Genomic DNA, 19308 nt, shown 5'->3' on the forward strand with positions numbered 1-19308 from the left:
TGGAATTTCCGGATGGTTTTTCTGGAGCGCTATAGAATGCTCCGGAAGTAGGCGATGGTTTTTTCAAGGCCTTTTTCCAGGGGAATGCCCGGCTTCCAGCCAAGCTTTTCACCTGCCAGCCGGATATCCGGCTTACGCTGGGCCGGGTCGTCCTGCGGCAGGGGACAGAAAACTGTTTTGGACGTGGATCTTGTCATTTCAATGACTTTTTCCGCCAGTTCAAGCATGGTGAATTCGCCCGGATTGCCCAGGTTGACGGGGCCTGGGAAGCCTTCCGTATTCATCATGCGGACCATGCCTTCCACCAGGTCGTCCACGTACTGGAAACTGCGGGTCTGCCTGCCCGTTCCGTAAATGGTGATGTCCTCACCCTTCAGAGCCTGAACGATGAAGTTGGAGACCACGCGGCCGTCGCCAGGGTTCATGCGCGGGCCATAGGTGTTGAAAATGCGGATGATGCGGACGTCCACCCCATGCGTCCGGTGGTAGTTCATGAACAGGGTTTCCGCGCATCTTTTGCCTTCGTCATAACAGGAGCGCACGCCGATGGGATTTACGTTGCCCCAGTACGTTTCCGGCTGGGGATGAACGGCGGGGTCTCCGTACACCTCGCTGGTGGACGCCTGGAGGATTCTGGCCTTGCAGCGTTTGGCGAGGCCCAGCATGTTCAGGGCGCCCAGCACGGAGGTTTTGACGGTGTGGACGGGGTCAAACTGGTAGTGGGGGGGGGAAGCGGGGCATGCCAGATTGTAGATTTCATCCACTTCCATCATGCAGGGAACGGTGACGTCATGGCGGATTAATTCAAATCCGGGGTGATCCATCAGGTGCAGCACGTTTTGCTTGCTGCCCGTGAAGAAGTTGTCCATGCAGATGACTTCATGGCCTTCTTTCAGCAGCCGTTCGCTGAGGTGGGAGCCGATGAAGCCGGCGCCTCCGGTGATTAAAATCCTTTTACTCATGATAGCATGTCCATGCGTTTTTTACGCTCCGCCGTGCCGGGATGGAGGCGGATATTCCTGTCAGGAACGGGAGTTTTGTCCCGCCGTGCGCTGTAGTTTAATGTCACATATCGGTCATATGAAGGCAAGCGCATAGCGGGGTGCAGAGGATTTTCCGGGATGGAATGGCAAAGGGAGAAAGAATCCAGCCGTGAAGGGAGAAAAGCCTTTGCCGCATTCCATCCAATCGCCAGGCGAATTCCCTCTTCTTATAAAAACGCCTCCGCTCCACTCCGGATAGAATTCAGTACGAAGGCCAGGAGGCCTCCGCTCCCATCCGGCCGTTTTCCGTTCATGCCGCGGGAAATGTCTTTCCACCGTGTCCTTTGATGGCCGCGCTGCGGGGAGCAAGGGGCTCCCGGCCCTTGTAAGAAGAGTCCTTCTGCTTCAAGTATGATGGAACAGCCTGTTTCCGGCAAAGCTCTTCCGGGGATTCTCCCTTGCGGGAAAAAGTAGGGTTACTCTTTAAAAAATCATGATTTGGGAATGGTCAGCAGGAAGCTGGCGCCGCCTAGGGTGCCGAATTCCAGTTTCAGGTCTCCACCCAGGGAGCGGGCGGTGTCCTTGGCCAGCGCCAGCCCCAGGCCTACGCCGGGTTTCCGGCTGTTGGTGGCGTCCCTCGTTCTCCGGAAGGGCTTGAAGACGAGCTTGCGGTTTTTCGGAGAGATGCCCGGGCCATTATCCCGGAAGCGGATGACGATGTTGTGACGGTCGGCATGGACGGTGAGCTGGACTTTCGCGTTTTCCCCCTTGGCATATTTAATGGCGTTGGAGGTCAGGTTGTCCATGATCTGTTCCACGGAAACGGCGTCCGTATGGATGGGGAGGATGCGGATGGGCTGGGCCAGGGCGAAGGAGAAGCTGATGCCAGCCTCCCGGAGGCGGCGTTCTATCTTCTCCGCAATGGGTTCAAAAAGCTCCTGGCAGGTGAGGGTGTCCCGCGTGCGGCGGATGGCGTTGCGCTGGAGCTTGGAGTACGCTAGCACGTTGTCAATCAGGTGTTCCAGGCGTCGGCATTCCCGCTGCATGTTGGCATAGTATTCCGGTTTTTTCTGTTCCGGGACCATGCCGTCTTCCAGCATTTCCGTGTACAGGGAAAAGGAGGTGAGGGGCGTTCTGAGTTCATGGGTAACGGCGGAGACGAAGTCCCCGCGGCGCTGTTCCAGGCGGAAGGTGCCCAGCATGAGCCAGATGACCCCTGCCGCGCCCAGCAGCACCATGCTCCAGATGAGCGTGAGCGTCCAGGTCAGCATTTTCTTGTGGTCCTGCAAGGGGACGGCTCCGGTGTCCCCGGGCTGGAAGACCAGGGGGGCATTGGCAAAGCGGAGCGTGCCCGGCTGCCGCGCTTCTTCCGGAGCCGGGGCGGCGGGGTCAAAGGTGGACAGCCGGCTATGGGGCAGCAGCTCCGTGACCTGGGAGGGCAGCCGCCTGTTCAGGCTGTCCATGTTCATCAGGGCTCCCTGCAGGTATACGCCGCGGCTGGTATGCACCTGGCGCAGGATGTAAAAGTTTCCCTCATCTTCCACGGGAACGAAGGAGGTGACGGTTTCCACCTGGGCGGGCGTTCCTGCTTCCGCTGGCTCCGGTTCCGGGGATTCATGCAGGATTTCATTCCGGATGTCAGACCACAGGTTGCCGCTGGACGGCACGGAGGTGAGGGCGGATACCTTGGCGTTCAGGCGTTCGTAAAGGTCTTTCTGCCTGTTCAGCCGTTCGGCAAGCTGCGGGGCCAGCGCGGGGCCGCTTACATGGCCGGAGGGGGAAATCTGGAGGTAGGCCGTGACGTAGTCCGGCAGATAGGAGGTGAGGTTGGACCCCCGGGCGGCTTCCCCGGCTTCCGGCATGCCCATGCGCTGGTCATAGGGGCGCTTGTAGGCGTAGAAGGGCTGGTATTCAAAGTAGCCGCGTGCCTGTTCAAAGGTGATGAAAGAGGTCAGCAGGCGGTCCATTTCCAGCTTGGCTTCATGGGCCAGGGCCTCCACCTTGATGTTCTGTTCGGAATGGCCCGTTTCATCCGCCTGCACCAGCAGGACGCGGGTGAGCCATCCCAGCGTGCCGATGACCAGCAGCAGGCTGATTGCCAGCAGAATGATGCGTATGCGCCGGTTCACGGGTCAGGAGACGAAGGATGAATTCCAGCGGTAGCCCTGGCTTCTGAGCGTTTCCAGCGGTGCGGCGCCTGTGGCTCCCAGCTTGTCCCGCAGGCGCATGACGGTCATTTCCACGGAGCGCGTGTCCGTCAGCCGCGGGTCCACGTCCCAGACGCGCCGGAGCAGTTCGTCCCGCGTGATGACGCGGTTGGGGTGGGTGGCCATGTAGGTGAGGAATTCGAATTCACGGGCAGTCAGGGAGGTTTCCTTTCCATCTTCAAAGGTAAGCACCCGGTTGGCGCTGTCCAGGGAAGCTCCTGGAATGCGGATTTCCCGAAGCTGGCGGGGCCGTTCCGGAGACCTGCGCAGCACGGCTTCAATGCGGGCCAGCAGTTCCCGGATGCTGAATGGCTTGACGATGTAGTCGTCCGCTCCCAGCTTGAGACCCTGCACGCGGTCTTCCTCTTCTCCGCGGGCCGTCAGCATGATGGCGGGCGTGCCGGGGCGCTCCGCAGACATGACCTGGAGCACCTGGAAGCCGTCCGCTCCCGGCATGGCTACGTCCAGCAGGGCCAGGTCAAAGTTGCGTTCCCGCACGGCGCGGATGGCGGCCAGGCCTTCCTCCACCGCCAGCACTTCATAGCCGGAAGCGGACAGCACGTCCGTCAGGGCATGCCGGATGCTGTCGTCATCCTCCGCAATCAGAATGGTATATGCTGAATCACTCATTGTTTGATTCTATAAAACCACAATGATTCCCCTTTTGTATAGGGAAACCTGCGCCCTTTCAGTAACAATGCCATAACAGGGCCGTTCCGGGCCGGAGGTTTTTCCGGTGCGGGCCGTTTCAGTTCTGCTGCATCGGCTGGAACGGAGCCGGAAGGCTGCCGGAGGGAATTTCTATGGCTTCCATGGGGCCGGGGACGATGCCTTCAAAGAATGGCGTGCCCTTGTAGGTGAGGATGATTTTTTCATGAACCATGCCTCCCGTGGTCTGGCGCAGGAAGTCCGTGTTCCGGAAAACGAGAAGGGTTTTCCCGTTTTCAGCGGCTACCGGGCGGCACTGGAAGCTTCCCAGCGGGGTTCCGTCCGCGGTGGTCATCTGCACGGGCAGTACATAGGCTTCCGAGAAGGTGGGGGCGTAAACGCCCCAGAAGGAGGTGAGCCCCATGACGACGACGATTACGATGCCGACAATGATTTTCGTGGAGGTGGACATGCGGAGAGTTTTTGTCCTGAACCGCACGTCCGCCTCCTGTGCGGAAGCCGTGCGGCGTCAGCGTTGTTGTTTAAGCCATTCGGCCGCCTGGGGGGCATAATACGTAAGGATCATGTCCGCCCCGGCGCGCCGGATGGAAGTTAGAGTCTCCAGAACGGTTTCCCGTTCATCCAGCCAGCCGGAGGCCACGGCGGACTTAATCATCAGATATTCTCCGCTAACGTGGTAGGCGGCTACGGGGAGCGTGACATGTTTCCGCATGGCGGCCATGACGTCCAGGTACAGCGTGGCGGGCTTCACCATCAGAATGTCGGCGCCTTCCGCTTCATCCAGCTGCGCTTCCCGCAGGGCCTCCCGGATGTTGCCGGGGTCCATCTGGTACGTTTTCTTGTCCCCCTCCTTCGGTTCGCTTTCCAGAGCGCCGCGGAACGGCCCGTACAGGGCGCTGGCGTATTTGGCGGTATAAGCCATGATGGAGACGTCATCCAGTGCTTCAGAGTCCAGCGTGGCGCGGATGGCGGCCACGCGGCCGTCCATCATGTCGCTGGGGGAGACGATGTCCGCCCCGGCGTCCGCATGGCACAAGGCCTGGCGGCAGAGAACCTCCACGGAGTCGTCATTAAGGATTTCCATGGTGCCGTCGGAGCGGAATTCCACCAGGCCGTCATGGCCGTCTGAATTGTAAGGGTCCAGCGCCACATCCGTCATGACGGTGATGCCGGGCACTTCACTCTTGAGCGCGTAAATGGTGCGCGGAATGAGTCCGTCCGGGTTGCAGGCCTCGCAGGCGTCCGGGGTTTTCTTCCCGTCCGGAATGGCCGGGAAAAGGTCCAGCGTGCGGATGCCCAGGTCCATCAGGCGCTTGGCTTCCTCCACCAGTCCCTTGACGCTCCAGCGCGTGCAGCCGGGCAGGGAGGTGATGGGCTGGTTGGCGGACCCTTCATGGACAAAGACCGGGTAAATGAGGTGCTCCGGGGAGAGGGAGGTTTCCCGGATGAGGCCCCGGATGTTGGCGGATTTTCTGTTGCGGCGCGGCCGTATCGGTAGATTCATCATGGTATGGTAAGAAAAAGGATTGTTTGCATGCGGAATATTCCGGAGCCTGTTCCTAGGATTGCTTTGGTTCGTCCAGTTCCAGCGGCTGCTCCGTGTCCGCTCCGGTGATCATCCATCCGCTGTCCGTTTTGGTAAAATACAGGTTGTTGACGGAGAATCCGTTTTTGGGGGCAGGCCTGACGCCGATGGTGGCCTTGACGGCGGGGCTGCCGTCCCTGGTGACGGGAACGTATGCCGCCTTGATGACGGGGACGCTTTTTTCGTTCACCTCGGTGCGTGGGGCGGGAATCCGGTTCATGACCGTTTTCAACTGGGAGAGCGCATCTTCAAATTCCTTCACGGAGGCGAATTTGGCCGGGGCCAGCATGCGTACCATGGTCAGGCTGTCCCGGTTGGCCAGGGCGCGTCCGGCGGCGGTTACGGCTTCTTCCGGCGTGGGGAAAGCCAGGGAAGGATAAGTCTGGTGGAAGTCCGCGATGATGCGGGCAGTGGTGGATTCATCCGCTTTAAGGTTCCATGAGGTGAACGCGTCCGTCAGGTACATCTTGAAGACGGGGAAGCCGTCCGTGGGGTCCTTGATTTTTTCCAGGGCGTAGCGGTAGATGAGAGCGGGCTTGTCCATGTCCGGCATGCTCATGCGCGGCGGCAGAATGGTCATGGCCGCAATGCTGTGGATGTCCTTGCCGTTCTTCTTCGCGTTATTCTTATTGGCGGCTTCCTGTTCATCCTCATCCGTTTTGTTCGGGTCTGTCTGGTCGTCCGGATGGGGCCGGAGAGGAACCAGGATGGTGTTCGGGAAAGCCATGAAACTGAGGTTGGTGGGCTGGATATAGCGGTTCTCCTCATTTCTGTCCTGGAGGCGCATGGCCTTGACCACCGGGGTGAGCCGTGCGCTCTGGGTGATGGCGGATTCCATGTAGTACGGGGAAACCAGCAGGGCCGCGATGCGGGCCGGGTCATCCCCCTTCACCGTCCGGATAAGCAGGTTCTTGATCTCATCATCGGATTTTCCCTTCACGGCTTCCACGCGGAAGCGCTTGATGTGCTCCAGGGCTCCCTTGACGGCGGCCACGGAGTATTGATGGGCCAGTCCGAATATCTTTTTCTTGGCTTCCGCGGATATTTTTTTCGCTTCCTGCCGGATACCTTCGTCAAAGGGGAGGAACGTATTGTCAAAACTTCCGGGAGTCAGGGAGGCCTTCCACTGGCCGCCCTTTTTCACCAGGGCCACGGCGGTGGCGGCATAGACATACGGGTTGGTCCTGTCCGGCAGCATGATGTAGGCCATGGCCAGGTCTCCCTGGGTGATGATGGAGGCTTCGTCCACAAAGGGGGGGCGTTCCGGAGCGGCTGCGGTTACATAAGCCTGGACCGCCGCCATGCGGGAAAGGATGCTCTTCAGCTTGAGCGGCCCCACAAAGGGGGAGGTGGCGGGGAGGGATTTGTACGGTTCATTTTTCCAGTCCGTTTTTTCCTGAAGGGCGCGGAGCAGCAGTTTGGCCGCATTGAACGGCGTGCTCTGGTCCGGAAGGGGGCCTGCGTCCGGAGCCTTGTTTTCCGCGGGCCGGTCCATGCTGACCGGGAAGCGGACAGGGGGAGAGCCGGGCGGCGGCTGGTCGCCCCGGGAGAGGCCGCAGGGCAGGCAGAGGCAGAGAAGGGAGAGGGGAAGGATGTTCATAACCGCTGGGCGCCACTATGGCATAAAGGGGCGCGGGTGTAAATCATTCGTTGGGAGTCCCGCCGCGTCCTTGCAGTGGAAATTTGCCACCCTCTGAAAGGACAGTGAGAGGGATACGTAATGATGCCCCCGCAGGAAAGGCGCCGCCGGGGCCGGGCAACGGAATGCGGCAGCGGCCTTTTTCCTGCATTTTCCGCCGCCCCATGCCTTGATTTTTTGGAGAGAGGGGGTTTTTGCATTTGCCAACAGTGCCTAAGGGAGGTTAACTAATGCGCGTATGTCCGAACACAAGGAAAGAAAGACTCTTGAAGAACGCCATCAGATGTCTGATCTGGAACGGCTGCGCCACTCCTGCGCGCACGTTCTGGCTACGGCCATTTGCCGCATCTGGCCGGACGCCCAGCTTGCCGGCGGTCCTGCCGTGGATAACGGTTTTTATTACGATGTGGAACTGGACCACCGCATCAGCACAGAAGATTTTGAGCGCATTGAGGCGGAAATGAAGAAGGTGGTGAAGGAAAACCAGCCTTTCCAGAAGGAAATCATCTCCCGTGCGGAGGCCATGAAGATGGCTGAATCCGGGGAACTGGGCGCCCTGGGGCCCCGCAGCGAGCCTTCCCGCTTCAAGATTGACCTGCTGAACGACATTCCGGAAGACGAGGAGATTTCCCTGTTCCGCAACGGTGATTTTACGGACCTGTGCGCCGGACCCCACGTGGGCCGCACGGGGAACTGCAAGGCGTTCAAGGTCATGAGCGTGGCGAGCGCCTTCTACAAGGGGGACAAGAACCGCCCCATGCTCCAGCGCATTTACGGCACCTGCTTCCCGAACCGCACCCAGCTTGACGAACATCTGGAACGGCTGGAGGAAGCGCGCCGCCGGGACCACCGCAAGCTGGGCCGTGAACTGGGCCTGTTCTGCATTGACGAGGCCGTGGGCCAGGGCCTGATTCTCTGGAAGCCCAAGGGCGCCCTCATCCGCCGCTCCCTTCAGGATTTCATCACGCAGGAGCTGGACAAGCTGGGTTATTCCCAGGTGTACACGCCCAACATCGGCAAGCTGGACCTGTACCGCACTTCCGGCCACTTCCCGTATTACCAGGAAAGCCAGTACGCCCCCATTCCGGAGCGTGACGCCATGGAAAAGCTCAGCCAGGAAGGCGCTTCCTGCGCGGAACTGTTTAACGGACTGGCAACCGGCACCATTGAGGGCTACATGCTCAAGCCGATGAACTGCCCGCACCACATCAAGATTTACGCGAATGACGCCCATTCCTACCGGGACCTTCCCGTGAGGCTGGCGGAATTCGGCACCGTGTACCGCTGGGAGCAGAGCGGGGAACTGGGCGGCATGACGCGCGTGCGCGGCTTCACGCAGGACGACGCCCACATTTTCTGCACGCCGGACCAGCTGGCCGGGGAAATCCGCCAGTGCCTGGGCATCGTGAAAACCATCTTCGGCACCCTGGGTATGACGGACTACCGCGTGCGCCTTTCCATGCGCGACCCGGAGAGCGACAAGTACGTAGGTTCCCCGGAGAACTGGGACAAAGCGGAACAGGCTCTGCGGGAAGCCGCGGAATGGCTGGGCGCGGATTATAGCGAGGAAGCCGGGGAAGCCGCGTTCTACGGCCCCAAGATCGACTTCATCGTGCGTGACGCCATTGGCCGAGAATGGCAGCTTGGCACCGTGCAGGTGGACTACAACCTGCCGGAACGCTTTGACCTCCATTACACCGGAGCGGACAACAAGCCGCACCGCCCCGTCATGGTGCACCGTGCGCCCTTCGGCTCCATGGAGCGGTTCACGGGCCTGCTGATTGAACACTTTGAAGGGAAATTCCCCACCTGGCTTTCCCCGGAACAGGTGCGCGTGCTTCCCATCTCCGACAAGGTGATGGAGGTTGCCCGCGCGCACCGGGAAGCGCTGGCCGCCAGAGGCGTGCGCGTGACGGTGGATGAAACGCCGGACAAGATCGGCGCCAAGATCCGCAACGCCCGCCTGGACCGTGTTCCGTACATGCTGGTTCTCGGCCAGCGGGAGGCGGAGGAAGGCACCGTTTCCGTCCGCCACAGGGACAAGGAAGACCTGGGGCCGATGCCCTTTGAACAGTTTGCTGACATTGTGGTCAGGGAAATTGCGGAACGTCATATTTCCCCCATGATTTGAGTTGCCAAGTTATTTTATTTAGTTTAGTAGTATCCGGACGTGCCAATCAAGCCAACGAAGAATAATGACAATCGCCGCCGTGAGCGCGGAGATCAAACCCGTGTGAATGAACGCATTCGCGCTCCACGCGTGCGCGTGGTGACCGCCAATGGCGACCAGCTCGGGGTAATGAATACGCGCGACGCGCTGGAAAAGGCCAAAGCCGTTGGCCTGGACCTGGTGGAAGTAGCAGGCAATGCCGATCCGCCCGTGTGCCGCGTGGTGGACTATGGACGGTACAAGTACCAGCAGTCCAAGCTCCAGAAAAACAACAAGAGCCGCACGATCAGGCTCAAGGAAATCAAGCTCCGCATCGGGACGGACACGAACGATTACAACGTGAAGCTGGCCCGTACGGAAAGCTTCCTGGACCACGGGCATAAAGTCCGGTTCCAGCTCCGCTTCCGCGGTCGTGAAAACGCCCACCAGGAGCTTGGCTATGACGTGTTCAACAAGGTCATTGCGGACATGAAAACCATGGCGCAGGTGGACCAGCCTCCGCGCCTGGCCGGCAACACCATGCACATGGTGCTTTCCCCGCTCCCCGCCCAGCAGCGCGTGAAGAAATTCACCGCCCACCTGGATGCAGACTTTGATTCGGAAGATTCCGCCTTTGACGCGGAAGATGACGAATAAGGCGCATTCCGTGCATTAATACGTTTTACAAGCCTTCCGCCTCCGCAAAATGGGGCGGAAGGCTTTTTTGCTGTCAAAAAAGATGAGAGAATTCTTCTTTCGTAAGGTGATACGTAGGAGAACAATGAGTTTGAAAAACATATTTCTAAAAAAATATTTATGAAATTTTGGCGTTGTTTTTCATTGATGATGGAATTTTTCTGGAAGCCTAACCCCATTGAACGACCATGAACTACGGTTATATCAGAGTTAGCAGTGATAAACAAACTGTTGAAAATCAGCGCTTTGAAATCAATAACTTCTGCATGCGCGAAAATATCCGCATTGATGGGTGGATAGAAGAAACGATCAGCGGAACGAAAGCCTATAATAAACGGCAACTGGGTAATCTTCTGAAAAGAGTTCAGAAAGGTGATCTCATCATCTGTGCGGAACTTTCCCGCCTTGGTAGAAATCTGTTTATGATTATGGAGATTCTCAACATTTGCATGGGGAGAGAATGCAGAGTCTGGACGATCAAAGATAATTATCGCCTGGGGGATGATATTCAAAGCAAGGTTCTTGCTTTCGCTTTCGGCTTATCTGCTGAGATTGAGCGTAATCTTATCAGCCAGCGTACCAAGGAGGCCTTGGCGCGTAAAAAGGCAGAAGGGGTTATCCTTGGAAGGCCTAAAGGCAGAAAATCGGATCCATCCAAATATAAGTTGTCCGGCAAGCTGTCTTTGATACAAGGACTTTTGGCAGAAGGTGTTTCAAAACGTCAAATAGCAAAAATATGTAAGGTGGATCGTAACACCTTAGCCAGATATTTAAGAGAATATTCCTGTAGAGAAATGCTTGAAGCTTAACTAGCCTTCTGATTCCTCAAAATTTAAGCATCAAAAAATTGAGCGATTTTGTTCAGCAGAATCATACTATTTGCTCCTTTGAGAGCGATGAAAGCTGGGTCATCCTTTCTCCCATTGAGCAGAGCATCAAACGCAAGATTGAAGCCGTCGGAACGCCACTCAAGGATTGGGATATTCAAATTTACCGTGGTGTATTAACAGGCTGTAATGAAGCTTTCATTATTTCAACCGAGAAAAGGGATGAAATCCTTGCCAATTGCCAAACAGCGAGTGAGAGAAGTAGAACAGCTGAACTAATACGACCGATTTTGCGAGGTCGCGATATCAAACGATACGGGTACGATTGGGCAGGGTTGTGGTTAATAGCCACATTCCCCGCATGTCATTATAACATAGAGGACTATCTTGCTGTAAAAAATTACCTACTTTCTATCGGCATAGAACGATTAGAGCAAACAGGAAAAACTCATATTGTTAATGGTGAAAAAATCAAAGCTCGAAAAAAAACCTGTCATGAATGGTTTGAAACGCAAGATAGCATTAGCTATTGGGAGGATTTCTATAAGCCGAAAATATTTTACGCTGATATTACCCAAGATTTAAATTTTTGCAAATGTAATGAGGTTATGTTCTGTAATAATACTACCTACTTCATTACATCTAATAGTCAGAATCTACCTGAACACTTAATAACAACATTAAATTCTAAACTTATAAATTGGTATTACAGGACACTATCTGTGCAGTTGGGTAAAAATGCTATTCGAATGTTTTCTATATATGTATTAAATATACCTATACCTAAAATTATAATTGGAAATATTTATGAAACATATAATCTTTCAAATGAAGAGATCGATTTTATAGAACAAAAAAAATGATCTAATTTTCTTTGATTTATGTATATTCTATTGATACATTTATCATTCATTAAACCCAAAACTTTCGTATCGAATGAATTCAAATATTCAATGATATTTAAATTTTCAGGAATATAAATTTCTTCGAAATTAGATAGAATAATCTGGGACATTGTTTTTCTTCGCTACCAACAGTGTTCAAATGACAACTATAAAAGGCTGTGACTGTTTATCAATGGTGTGAAATGAATAAACCAGGAAGATTGACCTGAAGTATATAATTTCGAATTTCTTTAATAAATTGTAGATATATTGCGTTCATCCTCTATCAAGAATAGCAGGATTTTTTAACTAATATACTGCATACCACATAAAAGAGATAAATTCTTCCTAGTATAAAAGCACAGACTTGTAAACAATCATTGAATCATTGCATCATTGAATCATCTAATATTAGATAAAAACGAAAAAGAAGATATTTCAGATTTACTAATTCTCATTAATTTTATCATATAATTTTTGATTTACTAAAATATCTTAATACTTATTAGTTATAAAGATTCAATATAATCTATTTCATCTTCTGATAATCCATAAATATTGTAAATTATTTTATCAATTATGATGTCGTTATTTATATCAATCACGCTATTTAATTTACTTAGGACAAAATTCGGCACGTTTTTGGGAACTGGTAACTGATTTACAAACATTGGTTTATATTCAAAATATCCGCCATTTCTTGTGACTCCCAACTTCCTTATGTAGTAATCAGCTAATCTTGAATTGAGAACACCAAGTAGAAATTTACTTGCAGGAACTAACATATTTGATGGAGCGTTGATAAAACTATCATTTTCTACCATTGTATAACTTGCACGAAGGTTAAGATTTCCCCATACAATTTTTGGCTTACTAAAATCCTCCCAATATTTAGCACCCCAACGCTGCATTGCATACCATTCATATCGTATTCCTGTTTCAGTTTTATTACGTTTAGATAGAGCTTCTTTGTATTGCAACATATGGGCATAAACAGCGGAATATTGTTCTCGAAATGCCTCTTCAGCTTTGTCAGATGCTCCGGTTATACTAGTATCAAACTGATACGGAAAATGCCATGGAATATAAATTAACCACAACCCTGCCCAATCGTACCCGTATCGTTTGATATCGCGACCTCGCAAAATCGGTCGTATTAGTTCAGCTGTTCTACTTCTCTCACTCGCTGTTTGGCAATTGGCAAGGATTTCATCCCTTTTCTCGGTTGAAATAATGAAAGCTTCATTACAGCCTGTTAATACACCACGGTAAATTTGAATATCCCAATCCTTGAGTGGCGTTCCGACGGCTTCAATCTTGCGTTTGATGCTCTGCTCAATGGGAGAAAGGATGACCCAGCTTTCATCGCTCTCAAAGGAGCAAATAGTATGATTCTGCTGAACAAAATCGCTCAATTTTTTGACACTATCTTTGTTTTGTCTGCTAGTGACAACACATCTTGTCTGATGTTTATTTCCCGATTTTGAGAAAAGCAGAATGTTCGTATCAACTGTTGCACTTTCAAAGATTTTGACACCAGCAAAGTCGATAAGAAGAATAGGGTTAGTGTTTTTGGACAAAAAGCCTCTGGTGCAATCTCCATATCCAGCACGCATCCATTTATTGGAGGTGATGTAGCAGAGGTGTCCATTTTCTTTTAGAAGTTGCCATCCCCGTTCGTAGAATAAACAATAGATGTCCCCTGTTTTTTTGAAGGTTTGGAATCCGCAATGTTCATAGCGTTTAGAGAGTTCACCGCCATTATTTTGCAATTGAATATAAGGCGGATTGCCAATGACGATATCGAAGCCGTCGTTTACCCCAAACATCCACTCCGGGTCAAAGAAGGAGGAAACAGCATTCTGGTCGTAAGGATTCCAGTCAATTAGTTTTTTAAGCTTCTCTACCAAATCTCCTTGAGGAGAATTCTTTACTCTTTCTCGGCTGATGGCTTTACGGCATTGAGCAATTTGAGTATCAATGCGTTCGCGTTCCTTTTTATTAATATCTACCTTGAACAGCGAGTTGTTTGCTTGAGATGATTCGAAGCCAAGCAAATCCATTTGAAGCTCCTGAGAAGTAGAATCGACCCAGTTTTCGTGAACGTATTTGTGCCGTTCTGCTTGTAATTCGGCAATACGTCGTTCGTTTGCCTGAATTTTACCGTCATCGGGAGTGATACTCAAGTGAGTTAAACGGGAGATGATTTGTAGGCGTTTCTTTTCATCTGCCTTTCTGAGACGTTTTTTTTCAGAAGCCGTTTTTGAGTGGAAGTGCCGATGCCTGATCTCCCGGAGTTGTTCCCTTAATTCCGTAAGATTTTTATCATCCAGATTAAGTTGACTTTCGTCTTCTCTATTTAGAGAAAGGAGAGAGTCGGTAGAGACAAATTTTGTTTCCAGGTTGGGAAGGGTAGGTATTCCGAAATTGTCTTTAGCAGGATTTTTTTCACAGTCGCAAATAAGAGAGATAAAGAAACGAAGTTTGGTAATTTGAGCGGCTATACTCTGAATGTCGCTGCCGTAGAGACAATTTTCAATGACAGAAATTTTGAGATTATAAACACTTTCTTCCGGATGGATTTTTTGAAGAATATCTACCATGCGGATTAAAAGCCCCATAGGGAAGGCGCCTGAACCGCAAGCGGGATCAATGACTTTGATTTGTTTCAGCTTGTCAGCGATGTTTTTATATTTTTCTTCTAGGGAAGGCTCTTTCTCAAAATCATCAGCGAACAGGGATTGGACGAGTTCCGAATCACCCAGATAAGCCTTTAGGCTTTCATCCACCATGTAATTGACAATTTCTCTGGGCGTATAGAAAGAGCCGCTCTGGTTGCGTGCTGTTTCTTTGGTTTCCGGGTTATAAGCACCTAAAAGGTTTTCAAAAACTTTGCCAAGTAGCTCCGGATCAAGGGCGACCTGTTGTTCATTGGGAGTGTTTTCTTCAATAGTGAAGTTATATCGGTTTAGAATGGAGAATAGGCCTTTATCCTTTTTAAAGAATAATTCATTGGGAATGAATGCTCTATATTTGAAGCTGCCATTTGGAGATTTTTTATCGTTACGGCTAAATCCATCATCATAATAAGGATTGTCAACACCGTCGAATCTCTTGATTTTATCAAGGCATTCAAACAATCCTCCGTTGAGGAAAGGAACTTCAGAGAACAGGTCTATGATTTGTTCTTCTGAAATGGAAAAAAATTCCGAATATCGATAGAGTGTTTTTAAGTCTTTATCCCCATCAATTTTTGCAAAACCACGTTTTTTCCCTTCTTCATCAATGACAGCTCTATTAAGTGTGGCAAAAAAGAGATTTTGAAGGATTGCATTGTAATAGTTCCCCTGGGTTTTTGAATTGGGAGCGAAGTCTTTTAATATGGAGCTAAGCCTGTTTTCATCAAAAAGAGCATTAGGAACTAAGTCCTTCTGTTTGATAAACCACACGAACATGATGCGGGTAATCATACGGATAATTTTGACATCAATATTTTCCCGATCATCGTCAGGAGTAGAAGTTTTGTTTGGGAAAGTAATGCCTGCTTCGTTGCTTACCGCCCACTGGTACCATTCAAACAATTCTCTATAAAATTGTTTGGTAAGCGCTTCCACGGAGAAGGCTTCCATCAGAGATTCAAAAGTAATGCCTTTTTGTTGCAAAATTAAAAAACGGCTTACGGGCGTATTATAGTAATTATTACCATCACCGAATACATAGGTATATCGTTTGGGGGCAGTCTTCAGCTCTTTGATATCACTGATGAAAGAAAGTCGCCAGTGGTCACCGCTGTCAAATACCACAAGAGCTGCGTCAAATGCCCATTTTGTAAAAGACCGCACAAGGTTTCTAAGTCCGACTTTTTTATTGGCAACAGAGCCGGAGTTGATTTGATAATGAAACAAGCCAATATTAAAATGGTCAGTCGTTTCGAGTTGACCAAGATACCAGCCTTCATCAGCGGTATTGCCGTTATCAATTCTTTCAGGAATATTTTTCAGCGTTTGGGCATGGAAGAAATTTTGGAGAATGTGAGTCCACGAATCGGAATTGAAAGGGGTCTGAAAGATGGTTCTCAGTTGTTCAACGGTATAGGACATAGCGGTAATTTTTAGATAAAGGTTTCAGAAATAATAATTTGGGGATCGGAAATGTTGATAGCCTGATGGCGGTCTTCTTTACTCATCGTGCGGTATTCGTCCAATAGTTTCGAGATCCTATTTTGAATCTTGTATTCGTTTGTGGCTATTCTTCCCCGGTCGTTTTTGTATTCACGGGACAAGTCCCTGATACGGCGTGAAAGTTTGGAGTAAATACCTTCGTCAATATACTTGATCAGAGTATCGCATTCTTTTATCAGAAGAAGATTATCCTTATGAATTTGTTTTATTGTAGTGAGGAATTTCCGAGCCTCCTGTGACGGTTTGTTGAGTGTACTCTTGATGTCCTTTATAGGGGAAGTATCTGCCGCCTGAATGTATTCAGACTGATATTTAGCCAGAGCTTGAGTGACGTGTTGATAATGATTATCTGCGTTAGAGAAAGACGCCGGTTTTTCTTCCGGTTTGGCTCTAAGGTAATCTACGGCATCAAGGAATCCGATGACTTCAACATGTGAGTTATCTGCCAAATAAAATTCAGTTTTTACGTTAGAAGAAACAAATACAATAGATTTACTGCGATGATGGCCTGTATCACGCATCACTCGGCTTTTCATGGGCAGTTTTTTTATTTTGTGATAAAGCTCTCTATCGTTATTGTAGAGATCTCTTATTTCCCGCAGAAGGGCTATTTTTTTGTCAACACTATCCTTGATGGTGCTGTCAAAAAGTTTGAACTGTTTAACAATTTCTTCCAGTGAATAGATTTGGGCATCTTCGCCGAAGGCTGAGTGAAAACCTTGGAGCTTGACCAGAGCATTGTGGTACAGGTTGATTGCTTGGTTGCCTGGCTGAGAAGGATAGAACATGTAATTATATATGAAGTCGGCAACAGAGCCTATTCTATTGACTCGTCCGATACGCTGCATCAGCTTGGTAGCATTCCAAGGCGAATCGTAGTTGACAATCACATGAGAACGATGAAGATTGACACCCTCTGCCAATACATCAGAAGTAATGATAATATTGTATTGATTTTCCTGAATCGAACTGTTAGCATCGAAATTCTTTTTAATAGTTTCTCTTAAAGTATTTCTGTTTTTTGCCGTTACCAGGAGCACATCTTTGCGGCCAAGTTCATTTGTCAAGCGGTCCTGCAAGTAGGTTAGGGTATCGACGCTTTCTGAGAATAAAACGAGTTTACCGGAAGTATTAGTCTGTTGAGAGAGCAAGTCGTTTTCAAGCTTATCTTTGAATAGATCAAATTTAGGGTCTTCAGTTTCCTTCTCCCAGTCAGCTTTCAATCCTTCCAGGAGCAGTTTGTCTTCCCATAGCTTTTCCAAAAAACACGAATTAAAAGCATTTGCCGGGAAGACATTCCCTTTTTTTGAATCCTTTTTTTTGTTCAGATAATCTATAATATTGTCCAGACCCCATCCTTTTGCCAGAAGGTCCGTGATGTTTATTTCTGGGGCAATAATCACCTTGTCGGCCTCAAACATGTGAATCATGTCCGTGGTTATTTTGAGCAGAGTAGTCAGGGATTTTTTGAAAGCGTGGAAACTGCTTTCAAGACGTTTAACCATATGGACACGATAAATTCCCGCGAGAATCGGACCGGATCGAATTGCTAACTTGTAATTGGGAGACTGGTGTTCCGGTTTCAGGAATTCTATGGCTCTGTAACGGGCATAATTGAGATGTGTAGGCACGTTTTCATCAGATAGCGCACTCAGAGTAGAATAGAAGCGATTACAAGTATCTTCATTCATTCGGTAGCTGAGCGCTTCAGGAGGAAGAATTTTGGGGAAAATAATTCCTTGTGATTCGATATCTTCTTTATAAGACGAGTCATTTAGAATATTGTTTCTGGTACGGCGGACGGTGACTTTATCAATAACTTTTTCTCTTATCTTTTCATAAATTTTTTCAACTCTTTTAGTTACGTCAGTTTCTTTTTCTTTGTTATTTTTGATTAATTTCTTGTACTCTTTAATAAATGGGATGAAAAATGCTTCCAGATTGGGAATGCCGTCAATAGTACAGTTACGACTATTTTGGAAGAGAAGAAGCAGATTGAGTAAATCTTCCGGGCTGTTATTAAGGGGTGTAGCTGATAACAGCATGACCTTCTTTTGCAGGCTATTCAGCAGACCTTCATTTAAGCAGGAAGATTTGCATATTTTTTGCAGAGCGTCGTATTTACCTGAGCCGTCGTTGCGGAATCCATGAGCTTCATCAACAATGATAAGATCAAATTCTTCTTTATCCTTATACTGATTTTTGCCGTTCAATATTTTGGAAAGGCTCCCATTTGTAATGAATTGGGCGTTTTTTTGAATATTGAACAGACGGAAGGTTTCTTTCCAGTTTTCTTCCAACGCGGGGGGATAGATTACTAAAATGTTGGTTCGTTTGCCGTTGGCTTCAACAAAACGTTTGGCAATCATGGTGGCAATCATGGTCTTACCAAGACCAACAACGTCGGCAAGAAATAAACCATGATGCTGAAGCAGCATTTGATAACCTTGAATAACGGCATCTTTTTGGTATTTCAGTTCTTTGACATCCTTTGGGAGTTGCAGCGTGAAATCCTCTTCTACCTGATCGCCGAACATATCAATCAGGACTTTGATATATAGTTCATAGGGTGTTGGTTGGATGCCGAGATAGGTTTCTTTTGTGCATTTTGCTATGTCCTCAGGAGAAAGGGGAATTGCCGCATCCCACAGTTTTTGGAACTCGCATAAACAGTATTTTACGTCGTCATAGTCCTTCATGGCGACGTTTAATTCATATCTGGGGGGAGTGGTGATTCCTAATCCTGAATCAGATATGTTAGAGGATCCCATGATGACCCAGCCGTCGGTATGCTCATTGTGATTGTTGGGCAGGCATAGGTAGAATTTGGCATGCAAGTTTTTAGTCGCATGGATTTTCATTTCCAGCCGACCTGACATCAGGTCTTCATGCATTTGCAAAATTCCCCGTTCAATCAAAGGATCATATTTTGCATTGATAACATCCTCGTTGAAATGATCACAATAAATGTCTTTGGATTTTGCTGCGTCTGCCAAAAACATATTTGCTTTATTATGTTTGCGGAAAATGTTATCAATGTTAATTCCAACAAGGATTTTGATTTCAGATACATCGCTCAATTGTTCTCTTAATTTGAAGTATCCGGATGATCTGAAAAATCCTGAAACAGCCAAAAATTTGTCAAACGATGCCATTTGGGAAGCAATGCCGGTTAATTTGTCAAAGAGAGTATGACCAGTCTCATTATTGAAAAACTTGGAGCTCATAGAAGTGGGAATTTTTACAAAAATGGATAAGAGAAAGATTATTTAATACCAATAATATTTTAGTGTCTTCTGTGTCAATGAAATGTTGCTATCAGTGGGCATTCTAGTGAAAGGAAAAGTGGGTTGGAATGAGGAAAGAAGCAAAAGCAGAAATAGAAGGATATAAGAGATGTGAAGAAGTTTTGTATAAAAGACATATGTTTGTATTTACCTTACGCTTCCCGCATGTTCTCTCCTGCTTCTTTTCATCCTGTTCTGATT

The 19308-nt window shown here is 49.4% G+C and carries 12 protein-coding genes; 4 read left to right on the forward strand and 8 right to left on the reverse strand.

The features are described from left to right. Positions 1–29: 29 nt before the first annotated feature. The 6 genes from ABGM91_RS09500 to ABGM91_RS09525 form a co-directional block, all read right to left on the reverse strand. Positions 30–962, reverse strand: a complete 933-nt coding sequence (locus tag ABGM91_RS09500) for a UDP-glucuronic acid decarboxylase family protein (RefSeq protein WP_354831822.1) — start codon at positions 960–962, stop codon at positions 30–32. A gap of 512 nt (positions 963–1474) precedes the next feature. Continuing rightward, positions 1475–3112 carry a HAMP domain-containing sensor histidine kinase gene (locus ABGM91_RS09505; protein WP_290565817.1) on the reverse strand — a complete coding sequence of 546 codons (1638 nt, stop codon included), beginning with the start codon at positions 3110–3112 and terminating at the stop codon, positions 1475–1477. Positions 3113–3115: 3 nt separating this feature from the next. Continuing rightward, positions 3116–3820, reverse strand: a complete 705-nt coding sequence (locus tag ABGM91_RS09510; protein WP_354831824.1) for a response regulator transcription factor — start codon at positions 3818–3820, stop codon at positions 3116–3118. Between the two features lie 118 nt (positions 3821–3938). After that, complete coding sequence (locus ABGM91_RS09515; RefSeq protein WP_290565815.1) at positions 3939–4310, reverse strand: hypothetical protein; 372 nt, start codon at positions 4308–4310, stop codon at positions 3939–3941. A 57-nt stretch (positions 4311–4367) separates the two neighbouring features. Further along, positions 4368–5363, reverse strand: a complete 996-nt coding sequence (hemB, locus tag ABGM91_RS09520; RefSeq protein WP_343212564.1) for a porphobilinogen synthase — start codon at positions 5361–5363, stop codon at positions 4368–4370. A gap of 55 nt (positions 5364–5418) precedes the next feature. Further along, entirely contained in the window at positions 5419–7044 is a 1626-nt protein-coding gene (locus ABGM91_RS09525) for a hypothetical protein (RefSeq protein ID WP_354831827.1), read from the reverse strand. A 277-nt stretch (positions 7045–7321) separates the two neighbouring features. Between ABGM91_RS09525 and thrS the strand changes: the two genes are divergently transcribed. The 4 genes from thrS to ABGM91_RS09545 all read left to right on the forward strand — a co-directional run bounded on the left by thrS (position 7322) and on the right by ABGM91_RS09545 (position 11618). After that, positions 7322–9214: a threonine--tRNA ligase gene (gene thrS, locus ABGM91_RS09530; protein ID WP_290565812.1), complete on the forward strand. Its 1893-nt coding sequence runs from the start codon at positions 7322–7324 to the stop codon at positions 9212–9214. Positions 9215–9316: 102 nt separating this feature from the next. Beyond that, positions 9317–9889, forward strand: coding sequence for a translation initiation factor IF-3 (infC, locus tag ABGM91_RS09535; RefSeq protein WP_343206598.1), 573 nt, complete (start codon positions 9317–9319; stop codon positions 9887–9889). Positions 9890–10116: 227 nt separating this feature from the next. Further along, positions 10117–10737, forward strand: a complete 621-nt coding sequence (locus ABGM91_RS09540) for a master DNA invertase Mpi family serine-type recombinase (protein WP_354831832.1) — start codon at positions 10117–10119, stop codon at positions 10735–10737. 38 nt (positions 10738–10775) lie between these two features. Beyond that, a complete protein-coding gene (locus tag ABGM91_RS09545) occupies positions 10776–11618 on the forward strand; it encodes a TaqI-like C-terminal specificity domain-containing protein (RefSeq protein ID WP_354831834.1) in 843 nt (280 codons plus the stop codon). Positions 11619–12148: 530 nt separating this feature from the next. Here ABGM91_RS09545 and ABGM91_RS09550 read toward each other — a convergent pair. Then, positions 12149–15739 (reverse strand): N-6 DNA methylase, encoded by a 3591-nt coding sequence (locus ABGM91_RS09550; RefSeq protein WP_354831836.1) that lies wholly within the window; start codon positions 15737–15739, stop codon positions 12149–12151. An 11-nt stretch (positions 15740–15750) separates the two neighbouring features. Next, on the reverse strand, positions 15751–19047 hold the full coding sequence (locus tag ABGM91_RS09555) for a helicase-related protein (RefSeq protein ID WP_354831839.1): 3297 nt from the start codon (positions 19045–19047) through the stop codon (positions 15751–15753). Positions 19048–19308 lie beyond the last annotated feature (261 nt).

Origin of the sequence: Akkermansia muciniphila (assembly GCF_040616545.1) — a bacterium.
Classification (GTDB): Bacteria; Verrucomicrobiota; Verrucomicrobiia; order Verrucomicrobiales; family Akkermansiaceae; genus Akkermansia; species Akkermansia muciniphila_E.